Source organism: Paenimyroides ceti, assembly GCF_030409925.1.
In genome coordinates this window covers 1360405-1376830 of sequence record NZ_JAUFQU010000001.1, presented here as the reverse complement: position 1 = coordinate 1376830, position 16426 = coordinate 1360405, and the positions used below count along the sequence as shown (strand labels likewise).

The 16426-nt window shown below is 32.8% G+C and carries 14 protein-coding genes and 1 tRNA gene; 5 read left to right on the top strand and 10 right to left on the bottom strand.

Annotation, left to right across the window (positions count from 1 at the left end):
- Positions 1-72: 72 nt before the first annotated feature.
- From QW060_RS06600 to QW060_RS06585, 4 genes are all read right to left on the bottom strand, one after another.
- Positions 73-513 (bottom strand): hypothetical protein, encoded by a 441-nt coding sequence (locus QW060_RS06600; protein ID WP_290362853.1) that lies wholly within the window; start codon positions 511-513, stop codon positions 73-75.
- Entirely contained in the window at positions 506-1636 is a 1131-nt protein-coding gene (locus QW060_RS06595; RefSeq protein WP_290362852.1) for a hypothetical protein, read from the bottom strand. The genes QW060_RS06600 and QW060_RS06595 overlap by 8 nt, the downstream gene beginning before the upstream one ends.
- Before the next feature lie 53 nt (positions 1637-1689).
- Positions 1690-2184 (bottom strand): hypothetical protein, encoded by a 495-nt coding sequence (locus QW060_RS06590; RefSeq protein ID WP_290362851.1) that lies wholly within the window; start codon positions 2182-2184, stop codon positions 1690-1692.
- 481 nt (positions 2185-2665) lie between these two features.
- Positions 2666-2753: transfer RNA gene (locus tag QW060_RS06585), tRNA-Ser, on the bottom strand.
- 203 nt (positions 2754-2956) lie between these two features.
- Here QW060_RS06585 and QW060_RS06580 point away from each other — a divergent pair.
- From QW060_RS06580 to QW060_RS06570, 3 genes are all read left to right on the top strand, one after another.
- Positions 2957-4195, top strand: a complete 1239-nt coding sequence (locus QW060_RS06580) for a TraB/GumN family protein (protein WP_290362850.1) — start codon at positions 2957-2959, stop codon at positions 4193-4195.
- 222 nt (positions 4196-4417) lie between these two features.
- Positions 4418-4594, top strand: coding sequence for a histone H1 (locus QW060_RS06575; RefSeq protein WP_290362849.1), 177 nt, complete (start codon positions 4418-4420; stop codon positions 4592-4594).
- A gap of 313 nt (positions 4595-4907) precedes the next feature.
- Positions 4908-5420 carry a hypothetical protein gene (locus QW060_RS06570; RefSeq protein WP_290362848.1) on the top strand — a complete coding sequence of 171 codons (513 nt, stop codon included), beginning with the start codon at positions 4908-4910 and terminating at the stop codon, positions 5418-5420.
- A gap of 176 nt (positions 5421-5596) precedes the next feature.
- On the opposite strand, the gene QW060_RS06565 is transcribed toward QW060_RS06570, so the two are convergent.
- From QW060_RS06565 to QW060_RS06555, 3 genes are all read right to left on the bottom strand, one after another.
- A complete protein-coding gene (locus tag QW060_RS06565; RefSeq protein ID WP_290362847.1) occupies positions 5597-6610 on the bottom strand; it encodes a threonine aldolase family protein in 1014 nt (337 codons plus the stop codon).
- Positions 6611-6822: 212 nt separating this feature from the next.
- Positions 6823-7509 carry a VOC family protein gene (locus QW060_RS06560; protein ID WP_290362846.1) on the bottom strand — a complete coding sequence of 229 codons (687 nt, stop codon included), beginning with the start codon at positions 7507-7509 and terminating at the stop codon, positions 6823-6825.
- Between the two features lie 10 nt (positions 7510-7519).
- Complete coding sequence (locus QW060_RS06555; protein WP_290362845.1) at positions 7520-8344, bottom strand: siderophore-interacting protein; 825 nt, start codon at positions 8342-8344, stop codon at positions 7520-7522.
- A gap of 331 nt (positions 8345-8675) precedes the next feature.
- On the opposite strand from QW060_RS06555, the gene QW060_RS06550 reads away from it, so the two are divergent.
- Both QW060_RS06550 and QW060_RS06545 read left to right on the top strand, forming a co-directional pair.
- Positions 8676-9617, top strand: coding sequence for a DUF4421 family protein (locus QW060_RS06550; protein ID WP_290362844.1), 942 nt, complete (start codon positions 8676-8678; stop codon positions 9615-9617).
- 153 nt (positions 9618-9770) lie between these two features.
- Positions 9771-11330, top strand: coding sequence for a hypothetical protein (locus tag QW060_RS06545; RefSeq protein ID WP_290362843.1), 1560 nt, complete (start codon positions 9771-9773; stop codon positions 11328-11330).
- Between the two features lie 72 nt (positions 11331-11402).
- On the opposite strand, the gene QW060_RS06540 is transcribed toward QW060_RS06545, so the two are convergent.
- The 3 genes from QW060_RS06540 to QW060_RS06530 form a co-directional block, all read right to left on the bottom strand.
- A complete protein-coding gene (locus tag QW060_RS06540) occupies positions 11403-11780 on the bottom strand; it encodes a hypothetical protein (protein ID WP_290362842.1) in 378 nt (125 codons plus the stop codon).
- Between the two features lie 179 nt (positions 11781-11959).
- Positions 11960-13261 (bottom strand): TolC family protein, encoded by a 1302-nt coding sequence (locus tag QW060_RS06535; protein ID WP_290362841.1) that lies wholly within the window; start codon positions 13259-13261, stop codon positions 11960-11962.
- An 11-nt stretch (positions 13262-13272) separates the two neighbouring features.
- On the bottom strand, positions 13273-16365 hold the full coding sequence (locus tag QW060_RS06530; RefSeq protein ID WP_290362840.1) for an efflux RND transporter permease subunit: 3093 nt from the start codon (positions 16363-16365) through the stop codon (positions 13273-13275).
- Positions 16366-16426 lie beyond the last annotated feature (61 nt).

Genomic DNA, 16426 nt, shown 5'->3' with positions numbered 1-16426 from the left:
ATCACTATTTTTTAAGAGAGATTAAAAATTATTAACTTTAAAACAAGAAAATCTATTAAAAAACAGATTGTATCATAAATGGCTTTTTACTAATTTGATGTTTTTGTTTAATTCATAAGGGTCATCAAATTTCAAAATAGTATCAACTTTAACCCCATTGAATATTATGGCAGCGGAGCCATTAGTAATGTTATAATTATATAAATACTTTTTATAATCAAATATAATGTTACTATTTTCTTTTTTTATTGAGGACAAATCCACTAATTCACCATTACTCTGGATGATAAACAAATAGTCTTTATTATTTTGGTTTTGTTTTATAAATTCTAAAGTTTTATACTGACAATTTATACATCCTTTTTCTTGAAATACTATAATTGATTTATAATTATCCTTATAGCCTAATGAATCTCTTACGATTGTTTCAATTAACTTATCAGTTGTTACTTCTTTCTTATTACAACTAATAATAGACAATAAAAATAATAGAAAAAATGAATATCTAATCACTGATTTTATATATATCATATCTTATTTTATCTGGTGAAAAATTTGAATTTAATTCGTTATTTGAATTTAACAATAAATTTCCTTCTGAGTTAATAAATATTGGTTTATAAATGTCATATTGCCCTTTTTTAAATTTCTGCTCATTTAATTTATTTAATTCGCCATCATATTCAAGAATGGAAAAATCTCGGTTACTTCTTTTAAAAATTAAATTTTCTTTTTTTAATATATCTGTTTTGTGAGCTAATAAAACATAGAATTTGTCTTTGTATTTATTATAAACTATATATTTTGTTAATGTTGCATAATCATAGTTTTTTTCATAAATACGTCCTCTCTCTTCTGAATCATTATAAAATGAAAAATCTTTATTTATATCAGTGCCTGTAAAATCTGATACGATAGGGACTGTTTTAACTAATTTTAAATTATAATCAAATACATATAGATGATTGCTGAATTGCATTGTGTATACAATATACTTTTTTGAAAGACTTACGTTTGAATAATCTACAAATAGATCTTCTTTCCTTTTATTCGTAAGTTTTTCAATATCAGTATAATTAAAATCAGGATAATGAATACTCTGTCCATTATATTTAATAAATCTTGGGATATGCTTATGGCTATCTATTAATTGTTGATGTGTTAGATTGGTATATTTATTTTTTGAAATACCTACATCTAAGATAATATTTTGATCATTTATTGCTTCAGGATTTTTAAATAGATATGGATTTATAGTATCTTGATTTGATATTTTTTGTACATCAATTTCTTTAATAATTTTGCCTCTGATATTTATATGTCTGATGATTTTGGTTGTATAATCTATTATAAATATTGAATCAGTATTCTTTACAACAATTTTATTTGCCTGTAAGTTTTTTATATGCAAACTCAAAGAATCAACAGCCTTTTTTCCATCATAAATATGAATATTTCTTGTGGCATTACTATAAGAAAAAAATAAATCTTTGTTGTTTTCTACAAATTGTCCTTCTATACTAATTTTATCTTTTGAAAGTATATTTACTTCTCCTGTTTTTATTAAAAAATCATCATTTTTCTTACTATTACAATTTAATAATAAGAAATATAAAAATATATATGAATATCTCATTTATTAAGTAAAAAAATGTAGCTTAAAGCTACATTTTTATTTTTATATACTGTTTATAATTTGAATTTTTTTACTCCAACTAATATATTATCTGAAGTTCTTCTAATCTTGAAATAATCTGTTTGTGTTTCTGTATTAAAATTATGTTCAAGTTTAAAAAAGTTACTCATGACACCTTCTACAACAATCGGTTCAAATAATTCTTCTGCTAATTCTCTATTTTCTTGAAAGATAATTCTAGAGTGAGAAATATTGAATTTTAATTTTGAAATCATCTCAACTACAGTACCAGTATCTCTGTCAATATCCCAGTCTAAAGAGATACAACCACTTGTATCAGTTGCAGAACAATCTCCTTTTTCTTCATTATACCAACCTTCATCAGGTCCTCCAATAATACGGTAATCGAACATCTGTTCTACAGTATAACCAGCACGGGCTAATTTGGTTTCAGAATTTTTGTCTTGTTGATTGTCATTAAAATTTGCATCCTCATTTGAACAGGATACCATAAAAGCGATTGTGGCTAAAAAAAGAATTTTTTTCATAATAAATATTTTTAACAATTAATTATCATAAACATAATAATAAAATTAAAACAAAACAAATATTTAATAAATTTTACTTAAAATAACATACTATATATATCAACACCGTATTATTAAGAGCGCTTAGGTTAATAAGTATTGAAAACAACCGCAAAAAGCGATTGAAAAGAAAAGACATTTCAGAATTTGAAGAAAAGCGGGTAATGTTAACAAAGATATTTATGGTTACTGGCATTTAATATATAACATGAGATATCAAACCTAAAGGAGCAGTAAAACGTTAATCAAAGTAGAGCTTTTACTATAAGAATGTTTAGAATTATTGACGGATATGCAGCATGTTTATTCAAGAGCCGATACACTGTAAAAAAGGAAATTTGTAAACATGGTGTTCAACAGCAATCTTTACTATGAAAATGTAAGAAAAAGGATTACTGATATACGAAAAAAAAGAGGATCTTCTTGATAAAGACCCTCTTAGCAGAGAGGAAGGGATTCGAACCCTCGATACTCTTTTGGAGTATACACACTTTCCAGGCGTGCGCCTTCGACCACTCGGCCACCTCTCTAATTAATTTCGTCTGCAAAACAACGAAAAAATTGGGATTAAATAAAATTTAATGCAGTATTTCTATCATTATTTTTTAATTAGAGATTATAAAATTATACAATTCATTCATTTTAAGGTTTTTTAATCTCGGACTGTCGCTTAATTTGTATATAAGAATTTCGGCAAAATGATCTATATTGCACTTCTAATTTTCCTGTAAACATGAGATATTCATTTACTCTCCTACTTTTATTATTTTGCATTAATATAAAAGCGCAATCTAAAGCAGCGTATTTAAAAAAACACCGACAAGATTTAACTGATACAACATTTGTTTTTCCGCAAACTGATTTTAATATCATAGGTTTTGGTGCCTATCACGGAAGTTCAAAAACGTATGATGCTGAACTTTTATTGATTAAAAGTTTAAAACAACAAAACGCCCTGGATTATTATATACCGGAAACCAATTTTAGTCAGGCTTTCTTTTTTCAAGAATACCTGGAAACCGGAAATGATGATTTATTGAAAGAACTGGTATTGGCTTTTCAAACAATAGTAACACAGGAGGGAACAATCGAAACCTATCAACATTGGAAAAACATAAGGGAAGTAAATCGTATGTATCCGAATGAACCTATAAAAGTTCTGGGATTTGATATTATCAATGAATACCGTTTTCCTATAAAACATATTTTATACCTAACCAGAGATATTTCTAAATGGCAACAAAAGGAACAGCTTCAAGAACTGTTAGATGAAAATAAAACCGACTTTAGCATTCGCAATGAGAGCCTTAAAGAACAATTAAAGAATTTTATCAAAGACTATAATGAAAATAAGCTTTTGTACATTGATCAGATAAAAGATACGCTGAGTTTTAATCACATACTCAAAAACATCGGCTATACATTTGAAACAACTGCTGAACGTGAAAAAATCATTTTTGACAATTATATTTCTTTAATAAAGCCTTATCAGCTTGATCGCAAAAAACAATTTGCCAAGTATGGTTTTTTTCATATTCAAAAAACACGAGAAGCAGCTTATCCATCCTTTTTTACCCGGTTGATAGAACACAATATCTATACCGCTCAAAACGTGATTACCATTACAGGATATTTAACTAAAAGTGAGGTCCTCTGGGATAAGGTATATGATGAACAGAAAAATTATAAAACTTATACGGTAGAGAAAGGTTATGGAATTGGAGATTATTGGAAAGAACACTTTAAGGGTATTCGAAAACTAAAACAAAACAGACTTTATGACCTTACTTTATTCCGGTTAAATGCAGAAAATTCTCCTTATAAAGAAGGTACTGATCTGGTTGAAGTAAAACTGTTTCTAAAGAAATCTAATTCTAAGCAGCTTAAAGGAAAAAATACGATTCAGTTTATGGATTATGCTTTATTAATTCGTAATTCAAAGCATCAGATTCCCATTGAAGAATTAAAATAAAGAATATTTTGGCTTCATTGTTCCGTACTCAGATCTACAAATACGGTTCTGAAATCCATGTTGACAATTGATTATTAATAGGTTAAGCTATATAATATCGTTTTCTATGTATTGATTATCATTTTCTATATTGGTGTTAATCATTCTTTTACTGATTTTATTGGGGTTTTGAAAGGTTTATTCTTGAAAAATGGGTATTTTTGTCGCATAAAAAATTTTATCATGAAAGAATTAATTGAACAAATCAATGCAGAGTTTGAAGCATTCAAAACAGACTCAGAAGTACAGTTAGAGAAAGGAAACAAAGCTGCAGGTACAAGAGCCCGCAAATCAACTTTAGAATTGACAAAGCTTTTAAAAGAATTCCGTAAAGTATCTCTGGAAGAATCTAAAAAATAATTTTTATATTCTAACCCTTATTTCCTCGACGGGATGAGGGTTGGATTATAGCTTTCTTCACTTCATCTTTTTCAATTTTTTTTTCTGCTTTACTGCTTGACTTTTAAGTAAAACTCAAGCATAGTTTCACTCTTAGATTATTGCTCTACAACAATCTTTTTATCGAATTTTTAAATCCTTTAATAAAGCCTTTTATTAAAAATAAAGACTATATTTGCATTGAAAATTATTTTTATTAAATCTAAATTAAGATAATTAATTTTAGATTAAATGGAATATAAAAAGTAAATACAATTAATTTAAATTATACCCCATGAAAAGATTATTTATTATTTCAGCATTTCTTATGTCAGGAGCAGCTATTATATCTTGTAGTAACGACGACAGCACGATAAATGTTGAAGTTCCGGTAGCACCGCCAAGCAGCGATACAGTAACTCCTGAACCAGAGCCACAACCGATCAGTAAAATGGTAGGTGTATGGAAAGCGGAGACTTTGTCTTATAGTTTTACGATTCCCGGACAACCTGAGCAAACTCATGAGTTTCCTTTTGACCATGCGAGTTTAAAACAAGGATGTGGTACAGATTATTTAACCGTTTTACAGGGAACTACAGCTTCTCTAAAACAAAATAATAAAAATACTGCAGGAGTCTGTGAAGATGTTACTCTTGGTGGTACATGGACAGAAAGCAATATTACCATCAGTGGTGAATCAGCACCAAGAGAAGTTGTTTCTGTAAATGCCAATCAATTGGTTTTAAAATATTCTATGACGTATTCCGGAAGAACTACAGATGTAAATGTTACTTACTCTAAACAGTAAAGTATTTAATTATAATTGTTGTTATTGTTAAAATGCCCCAAAAATGATTTTGGGGCATTTTTTTAATATGTTATTATAATGACTACACATTATATTGATTATTAATAACGCCTATTTTGTAGAATATATACTAAAAAAAAGCACCCTGTGAAAATACCAGGATGCTTTATATATAATCAGGAATTCATTTTTTGTTCAAACATTTCCAGATGTATATCTGTAAAGTCTAAATGCGTTACAAAGCGTACCAGTTGTTTACCAAATGATACGCAGTAAATGTCTTTTTCTTTAAGCATGGCTACAAAATCAGTAGATTCCATTGTGTGCAGTTCTGCCAGAACGATGTTTGTAGCAACAGGATATACTTTTTTGATATGTTTATTTTTTTCAAGTATTTTTCCGATTATTTTTGCACGACGGTGGTCTTCTTTGAGCAATGGTATATGATGATCTAAAGCATATATACCCGCTGCAGCCAAACCACCTGCCTGCCGCCAGCCTCCTCCCATTACTTTTCTGTAACGTCTTGCTTTGGCAATTACTTCTGTAGTACCCAATAATAATGATCCAACAGGACATCCCAAGCCTTTTGAAAGACAAATTGAGATGCTGTCAAATACCTCCCCATAATTTTCAGGTGTTTCGTTGGTTTCAACTAAGGCATTGAATAATCTTGCTCCGTCTAAATGAAGAATCAATCCGTTTTTGGTACAAACTTCTTTTATTTTTCTTATTTCTTCAAAATCATAGATGCTTCCTCCGCCTTTATTTACTGTGTTTTCTAAACTTACCAGACTGGTTATTGGCTGGTGTATATCATTCGGATTATTGATGGATTCTTCGACCATTTGTGATGTAATTCTTCCCAGATTACCATCGAGCGTGCGTACTGATGCAAAAGCGTTTAAGGCTATACCACCGCCTTCATATAGATAGATATGCGAAAGTTTATCACAAATCACTTCATCTCCCGGATTAGTATGAACTCTGATTGCGAGCTGATTGGTCATAGTTCCCGTAGGACAGAATAGAGCTGCCTGCATTCCAAACATTTTGGCAGCTTTTTCTTCAAGTTGATTCACATTCGGATCTTCACCATATACATCATCACCCAATACGGCATCTGTCATTACTGCTTTCATCCCTTCTGAAGGCAAAGTCAGTGTATCACTTCTCAAATCAATTTTCATTTTCTTTTGTTTTATGAATTAATGAGTACCTATTATCAAACATACTAACAAATTGTTTTAAGACGGTCAGAAAAGTAAAACTAACTACTCATCTGAGCTGACATTTATCAGTATAATTTTTGAAGTATAATTTTCAACTAATTAACAAAAAAAAAACTTTTATACTGAGACTGATTCCATTAAATATTTCACAAATTTTACCTATTCTCACGTTAATTATAACAAGATGAATACTCAGACAGTATTTCTTCAATTTTTACAGAAGGATCAGATAACTCTACGGTCTGTAATCCGATTTTGTCTTTTACAAATTTTAAACTTTGAGGCATTATTAGTAATTTATTTAATAAAAGAACATTGAGTTTTTCTTCTCCTACTATTAAAGAATTTACGCCTGTAACTCCATTCGGATGTATGGTTTTTAGAGGGCGTGGGTTGGGTGTATACGCTGACATCAAAAACGGAAATTCAATATCCTTGGGAAATAGTAAATGCCAGGAGAGTATTTTGCCATCTTTTGTTTTTCGTCTAATTTTATGCGATTTAAAAGGAATTTTTTCTCTTCTGAAAAAATTTTTCCATGTCTGGAGATCAGTTGCTGTAGATTCTAAAGACCATTCACACCAATTGTTTTCTGTTGTTGTCCATTTATCCATTCTTTGAACTATTGATTTATATCCGATTCTTTTCATTAACCATTTTACTCCAACAGATAACTCAGGATGCCTATATATTTCAATAAATACTCCCTTATCAAACCATATCATAGCATTATAAGCCTTTTCCGGCTGTGTACCATATTCTACTATAAAACCTGCATCGCGTAGTTTTTTAACAGCACCATGTAAATCCTGTACACGATAGAGCACATGGCTTAATCGGATATTGTTGCTTTCCATTTAAATTAGATTATGTATTGCTTTCTTCATTTTCTTTATGACGATCTATTGCTGATTTATCTTCCGCAACTCCTGCTTTCCAGTACGAATATGCATACAGTTCTTCCTGCTTCCATAATTTTTCTTTACGCAGGTAATGACGTATTTGCTTTACAGAAGAAAATTCTGCCGCCACATAGCCCGTGCGCGATTTTTCAGGTAATGACTGTTGCTTCACAATTTCGGCAAGCCTACTTCCGTTTTCCGGATGCCGATTGTGCAACCAAATGAAGTGGATGTCCGCTTTTGTACGTAACAGTTGTTCATCTGTTTTATCATGAACCTCAATAATACAAGCTCCTTTTGCAGTAGCAGGTAAGTCTTCTAAAATAGCAGATAAAACCGGAATAGCTGTTGCATCACCTACCAATAGATAATTATCTGTCTTACGGTATAAATCTGTCTTACCATCTTTCATGAGTATGCCTAATATATCTCCCTTTTTAGCATGGATAGCCCAGGCAGAAGCAGGACTTTTGTCGCCATGCACAACAAAATCAATCCATATCTCTTTTTTTTCAAGGTCGATACCCCTATGGGTATACGTTCTTATAACAGGTTTGATATCTTCAGGTTGTGTCTTCCACTGCATTTTTTCGTAATCGAATTCAGGAAAATGAATTTCATTTAATCCCTTCGGCGGAATAAATATTTTGTTATTGACTCCGATGGTGGTATTTTCAAATGCAGAAATATCATCTCCTGTGAGATATATTCTGATATAATGAGGCGTTATAAATTCCTTTCGGGTTACTTTTAATGCCTGTTGTATGGTTTTAAAGTTTTTAGTGCTCATTTTTTTATTTTTTTAATTTGATAATGAACAACTTAAATAGTCTGGATGCTCTACATTATTTCAGTTGAACAATCAACCTATTAAGATTTATTCTAAATATTTTTTACAAATATAATCGTTGGATATGTGGATGAGGATACGCGAAAAGGACTTAAATATACGCAGGAAGGATATTATGTTACATCGGCTGTAATTATTAGTTAATAATTGCCATTCATCATATATTTATAAAAAACAAGTAACACAAATAAGAACTTTGATTTTTATGCGTTATGGTAGTATATTTAACCTGATTTAATTTAAAGAAATACGTATAGCATTACAATAAATTATGTATAATACTAAAAATACTTTTAATGTATTTATTTTATGGGTGACATTTTTGTCTTTTCTATATGTACCGGATAATGTTACAGCACAGACAGACAGTACTTTTATTGGTAAATTTAATCAGGAATTCAGCGCCAGAATTTTTATGACTCAGAAATTTGTTTCTATGTCACTGGAGAATAATGAAAATCTGGATTTGGAATACAGTGCCAATAATCCCATGGGAATAGGATTGGGATTTTCGTGGAAAGAAATGGGATTTAGTCTCAGTCAAGGATTTAATTCTATGTCGGACCCAAAAAAAGGCGCTACTAAATCGATTGATTTTCAATATCATTATTATGGAAAAAAAGTGACTTTTGACTTTCTTGCACAAAATTACAAAGGGTTTTATCTTGAAAAAGGTAAAGATGATTATACTTTATTTCCGAATCTGAACTTTACGAGATACGGCTTATTCGGCCAATACGTTTTTAACGGAAATAAATTTTCCTACAGGGCAGCCTTTGATCAGAATGAAAAGCAACTGAAATCTGCCGGTAGTTTTCTTCTTGGCGGAGGAGCTTATTATACAAAAGTAAATTTTGAAGACTCAATACGCTTTAACGAAAAGATGTATCAGATAGGGCCGAGTTTGGGTTATGCCTATACCAGAGTCATCAGAGATAAATATTTTGTTACAGGTTCATTAACCCCGGGAATGAGTTTTAACTTTGAAAATCTCAAAAGTAAAATCAATGTATATCCCACCCTATTTTTTCGTTTTGCTTCGGGATACAATTCAGATACCTGGTCTTTAAATCTTTCTTTTATCATGAACCGTGTATATGTTTCCTATACTACTGATCATCAAATAAGTCTTAACTCAGGTAACTTACAGATTACGTTTATCAAACGTTTTGACAGTCAGTCTAAATTTTTAAAAAAACTACCGGTATTTTAAGCGTTGTACAATTAATTTTGTTTTTATATTTTTAAATTTCTTTATGGTAGCATCTGTGTTTACAATTCAATACATAAAGAGCCTTAACTTTAAAAGCTTAAAGAGCATTTTTATAATTAATAAGACCCGATCAGATAATTAAATACCTATATTATGAGCGCCAAGATAGTGAAATATGATGCTATAAAACATTTGATACCAGCTGATTCTGTTTATGCTTCTTTGCATTACCCACATGATGAATCAGAACAAATATATGTTTATTTTCATGAAGGTGATGTAAATCTGGAAGTAATGGTGGATCTTGATGAGCCGCTGAAAAATCTACCCGGAAAATATGATGAGTCCTTATATTTATCTTTTATAGTCATCAATGGTAATTGTTCTGCAAAAAATATTTACAACAGAGAAACAGATGGTTCTACAGGTCTTATAGTACTTGGTAATCTCAATGCTGATAATATAGTTGTTGGCGGACAGGAAATTTATGTCACAGGAAATATGGAATGCCGAGAACTCTACTGGGGCGACTATAATCATGGCGGATTGGTGGTTGAAGGAACAATACAGGCCAAAGTATTGATGTCTACTGATTATGGATTGGATTTTGAACGTTTTTCTTCTTTGGAAAATATGAAAATTGACCATCTGTTATGGGATGAAATAACAGATGATGGAGAATATGAAGAGAGCGGGATTATTGACGATTTGTTTTTACCTGACTTTGTGTATGAAGCCCATGAGATTATAGATGAATATTATTCGTGGAAAGATCGCTTAAAAGATCACAAAATATTTGAAGCGTTAAAATCAGGAACATCAGTTATTCGTGATACAATAGCAATACCAACCCAAAATAAAGATATTCCATTTTTCTTTGAAGATTATAAAATCAGTGCAGACAATCTTAAGAGATTCGCAGACAGCCCTATTCTCACGGGCATGGCTCCGGAAATAGGAGAAGAATTAGTTTTAGAATATTGGGATGAAAATGTTTTTTATCGTTTATATACAAAAATCGGAGAAGAATTCTCAACCCATGCCTACATACAATATGATCAATCGTATGCCTGCCTCATTTACTTTTATAAGGATCCCGGAAATCTGCTGAAAAGATTATCCGGAAAAGCATCTTATAGTTTTGCTCAAGCTTATACTGTACTACCGGGAGATAAGTGGAAGCTTATAGATGCCAAAGCTCCGGAAAAATATCATTCCTTTTTACAAGATCACTGGAAAAAAATGTTGGATCATTATTCTGAGATGATATGGAACCGCGAACAGTTTGAGCAGAAAATAACAAAAGAGAAAATAGAAACCATTCTAAATCTACCGGTTGTCAAAGATAAGTACAGCGATTATTATTCTGAAGAGGGAGATTCAGCATTATTTTATCGCAGTTTTCAATGGCAGTTCAGGCAAGCAGATAATGAACAGGGACAATGTGCAAGGTTATCCATCCTTAAAGAAACAAGAAATGATGCTTATGAATTTTATCATTTTGATATGAAAGAAACAACAGACGGACGATTAGCTCCCATATTATATTCACAGCATACAGACGGATTTGAGTCAGAAGTCTATGAAGTTGAGGTTACTGAGCGTGAAACATTTCGAAAAGCACTGCACTATTTTGAAATACTTGAAAAGTCCATTTTTCGTATTAATAATCTGTATGTGGAAAACAATTTTGATGACAATGGAATAACATAATATTAAATGAGGCTGTCCTGAAAGTATGGGCAGCCATTTTTATTCTAAACAAGCTATCCAAAATAGCTTTGGCTATTGTATGTCAATATTTTGAATTCCATCATTTGTAAGAAAAACAGGTTCATTATATTTGAATTTTAATTCTGACCAATGAGTATTTTGCCTACCTTTTAAAAGAAAGGTATCTTTATTTTGGCGGATGGTAAAAGAAAAATGGCTCTTCTTTTTTTCTTCCGACTGCATACCGTCTTCATTGATGAACCAACCTTCTTTATTTTTCAGCTGATCTATTTTGAGATCAGTCCAGTTACATCCTTCGTGGCATATGAGCCATGTTTCTCCGGAAGTTTCTTTATAGATTTCTATCTTAAAATTACTCTTTTCCTGTGAAAAAACATTCAACGAAATAAAAGTAAACAATAAACAAAGTTTTAAATGTATTGTTTTCATAATTTAATCAATGATGATAATAGTAAGAAACATTTTCCAGCATAAAACTTTCTCAAATTCAATAATAAGAAAGTATTTATAAAGTTAGTAAAAATAAGATTGTATGTATAATAGACAGCCTCTAAAATAGTACTTCTTCTAAAAACACTATTACTCATTACTCCAACATTAAAAATATATTATTTAGTTAAAAAATTAATGTCCCAAATAGCTACAGCTCTTTGTAACTCTACAAGAGCCGCTGCTAAAGCATACTGTGCTTCATTATAGCTTTGTTGTATTTCATTATATGTACGTCTTGCATCTAAAACTTCCAATAATGAGGTTTCTCCTCGCTTATAACTGTATATTTTCCCATCCAGTATTTTTTGTGCGTTCTCAAGCATTCCGTTAGCGAATTGCTGTACCTGTTTTTGGGATGCCAGATAGCTATAATAATACTGACTTACTTCTGCCTGTATCTGAAGTTCTGCCTGTTTATAAAGCATTTCACTTTGTTCAATGGCATATTGTGCTGCTTTGAGTTCCCCTTTATTACGGTTTGAAAGTTTAATAGGAATACTCAATCCTGCTGAAACTGTAGTAAAAGAAGGAGTTGGCGCTTCCATGTTCGTTGCCGCCGAATTGTTCTGAACACCTAATGTTAACCCTAAATCAATCTTTCTGTTCGCTTTCGCTAATTGTAGCATTTTTTGTGATACTTCCCTGTTTTTAACTGCTGCTGCTAAATCTGTTCTGTTTTCTTTTGCAATGGTTAAGAGGTACTTTAAATTATATGTCCTTTGAAAACCAGTGAACGTCTCTTTTGGAAGATATAAGATATCTGCTTTTTCCGATCCGGTCATCAGATACATGTTGAAAAGAGCTGTTTTTAATATTCCTTCCTGCTCATATACTTCATTGAGTAAAGAATGGGCTTCAAGTTTGGTTTGTTGTGCATCAATTTCCGCAATGGCACCCAATGAGAGACGAATACTGTCAGCATCACATAATTTTTTGATTGTTTCGTATGACTGAATTTTCACGTCAAGATTTCTTTGTTCTTTGATGGCTTCAAGGTAGCTAAGAGTGGCATCAGCCCTGAGATTTCTGAAATAATCAGCTAATAAGAGCTGGATGAGTTGAGATTCACTATGGGCAAGATTGATTCTGGCTTTTCGTTTTCCTCCCAATTCCAGTGTATAGGTCAACTCTGAACTGAAACCATATCCCATCTGCATACGACGTTCTCCATTGTCAAAGGCAGTTATTGAAATTTCCGGATCAGGAAAAATTTTTGCTGTCAGTGCATTCGCTTCTGCAATATCAACATTGAATTTTTCAGCCGCATATTGTTTATTATTTTGCCCTACCATTTGCAAAAAAACTGCATATGGAAGCTCTTGTTCAGCAATATAATTCTCGTTCTGTGCATAAGCGATTGTGTGGAATACTAAAGCTAAACAACAACTGATTCCGAATTTTAAAGTATGTTTTTTCATGAGTTTTTTATTTAATCAGCTTTTATTTCTTCTTTACTTCCCCATTTTTTCTCTATCATATAATACAATGCCGGTAAAGCAAACAGGGTAATAATCGTTGAAAAAAGCAAACCGTAAACAATTACAGTAGCAAGCGGTCGTTGCACGTCTGAACCAATACCGGTAGCAATGGATGCTGGAAATAATCCTAATACAGCTACTGTTGCTGTCATTAATACCGGACGGAAACGGTGTCTTGATCCTTCAATCACAGCTTCTTTGAGCTCATTTCCCTTTTTACGCAGATCATTGATATGGGAAATCATAATGACTCCATTCTGAATAGCTACTCCAAAAAGTGCAATAAATCCCACAGCAGAAGAGACGTTTAGCGTCATTCCTCTGAGATTGAGTGCCAGCATTCCTCCGAAAATGGCTAACGGAACTATTGTAAGTATCAATCCTGCCTGACGGAATTTACCAAATGCACCATATAATAAGAGAAACATGATGGATAAAGCAAGTGGAACAATAACAACTAACCGGGAATACGCACGATTCTGATTTTCAAACTGTCCTCCCCACTGTATGGTATATTTTTCATGATCGTATGGTACTTCCTTTTCAATTCTCTGTTGTGCCGTCTTTAATAAAGTAGATAAATCTGTACCTCTTATATTGAGTTTTACCGTAAGATGTCTTTTATTTGCCTCTCTGGTAATGGTACTTTCGCCAGTTCCGAGTTTGATATCAGCAACCTGTGATAACGGAATTTTAACCCCGTCTTTATTTGTCAACATCAAATTTCCTATTTTTTCTGGAGTATCACGACTTTCTTCCTGATAACGACAAATGATATCATACACTCTGTTACCGGAGAATATCTGAGATACGGCTTTACCGCCAATTGCGATTTCTATAAGATTTCCAACATCCGAAACATTTAATCCATACTGAGCAATTTTTTCACGATTGGCATGAATTTGTAACTGCGGTAGCGGCGGTTCCTGATCAATAGCAATATCTACCGCTCCTTTGACTGTTTTTAATGTTTGCTGAATTGCTTCGGCTATGCGTCGGGTTTCTTTAAAATCATCGCCATAAACTTTTACAACGAGTTCACTATGAGCACCTGAAATTTTATCCATTACTCCATCTATCATAGGTTGAGCAAATCCGACAGTATAGCCCGGCATACTTTCATATTCTTTTGCCAGTTCTTCTATAAGGTCATTTTTTGTTTTTCCTTTAGGCCACTGATTGTATGGCAGTATGCCTATGGAGCATTCAAAATGTGAAGGTGTAAACGGATCTGTTCCGTCATCATTTCGTCCCGCCTGAACCATGATATACGTTACTTCATTATATTTCATGGTACGCTGACGAAGTGTATCGCTCATCTGTTTGGATTTTTCTAAGGTGATTCCCGGTGGAAGCTGTACCTGAAGCCATATGGAACCTTCATCCAACGGTGGTAAAAAATCTTTTCCAACGGTTACACTCAGTCCCATTGCCGCTGCTAAAAATACTGCTAACGGCAGAAATACTTTTTTAGGTGCCTCTATTATTGAAGCAATTCGCCGGTAATAACACTGCGTGAGTTTTTCAAGCCACTTATTATGATACAGTTTTTTAGGCTTACGGTAGGTTATGTACGCCAGACCGGGAATGAGCAGTAAAGCCACTGCCAAGGCTCCCAGTAAAGCATATCCTACAGTAAATGCCATCGGTGTAAATAATTTTTTCTCTACGCGCTCAAAAGCAAATAATGGCAGATACGCTGTAATGATGATGAGTGTAGCAAACAGAATAGGTTTGGCAACCTCAGCTGCTCGTTGTGCAATAGTTTGTTCTTTGAGTTCTTTTTCAGGATGGTCTTCCCTCTTTTTCAAAATCGTTTCCATCATCACGATAGCACCATCTACAATGATACCGAAATCAATGGCTCCAAGAGAAAGCAGGTTTGCAGGAATATCTGTTAATTTCATTAGTATAAATGCTATTAACAGGGAAATAGGGATCGTAATTGCTACTAATAATGCCCCTCGCCAGCTCCCTAAAAATACAATAAGCACAATAATAACGAGTGCCATTCCCTCCAATAGCGTGTGTGATACAGTAGTAAGTGTTGTATCAATAAGGTTTGTACGATCTAAATAGGCATGAATCTGTACGCCTTCCGGCAATATTCCGTTGTTGAGTTCTTCAACATTTTTATTAATTCCTTTTAATACATCAGATGGATTCTGTCCTTTGAGTAATAACACAATTCCCTGTACACTTTCACTGTAATCTCTGTTTCTGTCAGTATATCCCAGAATTCCTTTGCGTTCTAAATTTCCATATTTTAAGCTTCCCAAATCATTTAAGAGGATTGGAATTCCCTTTTCGGTTTTAACAACAATCTGTCCGATATCCTCCAGATTTTTTACCAATCCGATTCCTCTGACTACATATCCCTGATCTCCTCTGTTTAAAACACTGCCTCCAGCGTTTGCATTGTTGTTTTCAATGGTCTGAATAACCTCATCAAGAGAGAGTTTGTATTGCTCTAATTTTATTGGGTTTAATTCAATTTGATATTGAGTCGTAATGCCTCCAAAATTAGTCACTTCCGCTACACCGGGTACCTGAGTAAGTTTCGGAATAATGACCCAATTTTGTAAATCCGTGAGTTCACGCAAATCATATCGATCGCTTTCAATAATATACCGGTAAATCTCTCCTGTTGGTGATGTCAACGGATCCAGTCCCGGAACAGCTCCATACGGTAATTCTACATCATTGAGGCGTTCCTGAATACGCTGTCTTGCCCAATAATCATCAATTCCATCATTGAATACAATAGTAATCATGGATAACCCAAACGTACTTCTGCTGCGCATTATGTGCATTCCGGGCATTCCGTTTAAAGCTCTTTCAATGGGAATGGTTATTTGCTGTTCAACCTCTTCTGCCGCCAATCCCGGGACCTGAGTAACGACCTGTGAGGTTACATCTGCAATATCAGGATAAGCTTCTACAGCGAGTTTTGTCCAGGAATAATATCCAAAAATGCAAAGTAACAGAAATAAGCTGACCATCAGCCAACGCTTTTGTATGGCTGTAAATACGATATTTTTCATTTGCTTTTTTTATCTTGAAAAGTATTTTATAGGATTTTAGTGTTGCTCTTAAGCGATTAAG

What these genes read in the sequence shown, in the direction of transcription:
- QW060_RS06575 (WP_290362849.1), top strand. Translation starts at nt 4,418, where the DNA reads ATGAAAGAATTAATTGAACAAATCAATGCAGAGTTTGAAGCATTCAAA.
- QW060_RS06565 (WP_290362847.1), bottom strand. Translation starts at nt 6,610, where the DNA reads ATGAAAATTGATTTGAGAAGTGATACACTGACTTTGCCTTCAGAAGGG.
- QW060_RS06550 (WP_290362844.1), top strand. Translation starts at nt 8,676, where the DNA reads ATGTATAATACTAAAAATACTTTTAATGTATTTATTTTATGGGTGACA.
- QW060_RS06530 (WP_290362840.1), bottom strand. Translation starts at nt 16,365, where the DNA reads ATGAAAAATATCGTATTTACAGCCATACAAAAGCGTTGGCTGATGGTC.
- QW060_RS06580 (WP_290362850.1), top strand. Translation starts at nt 2,957, where the DNA reads ATGAGATATTCATTTACTCTCCTACTTTTATTATTTTGCATTAATATA.
- QW060_RS06595 (WP_290362852.1), bottom strand. Translation starts at nt 1,636, where the DNA reads ATGAGATATTCATATATATTTTTATATTTCTTATTATTAAATTGTAAT.
- QW060_RS06555 (WP_290362845.1), bottom strand. Translation starts at nt 8,344, where the DNA reads ATGAGCACTAAAAACTTTAAAACCATACAACAGGCATTAAAAGTAACC.
- QW060_RS06535 (WP_290362841.1), bottom strand. Translation starts at nt 13,261, where the DNA reads ATGAAAAAACATACTTTAAAATTCGGAATCAGTTGTTGTTTAGCTTTA.
- QW060_RS06545 (WP_290362843.1), top strand. Translation starts at nt 9,771, where the DNA reads ATGAGCGCCAAGATAGTGAAATATGATGCTATAAAACATTTGATACCA.
- QW060_RS06590 (WP_290362851.1), bottom strand. Translation starts at nt 2,184, where the DNA reads ATGAAAAAAATTCTTTTTTTAGCCACAATCGCTTTTATGGTATCCTGT.
- QW060_RS06570 (WP_290362848.1), top strand. Translation starts at nt 4,908, where the DNA reads ATGAAAAGATTATTTATTATTTCAGCATTTCTTATGTCAGGAGCAGCT.
- QW060_RS06540 (WP_290362842.1), bottom strand. Translation starts at nt 11,780, where the DNA reads ATGAAAACAATACATTTAAAACTTTGTTTATTGTTTACTTTTATTTCG.
- QW060_RS06560 (WP_290362846.1), bottom strand. Translation starts at nt 7,509, where the DNA reads ATGGAAAGCAACAATATCCGATTAAGCCATGTGCTCTATCGTGTACAG.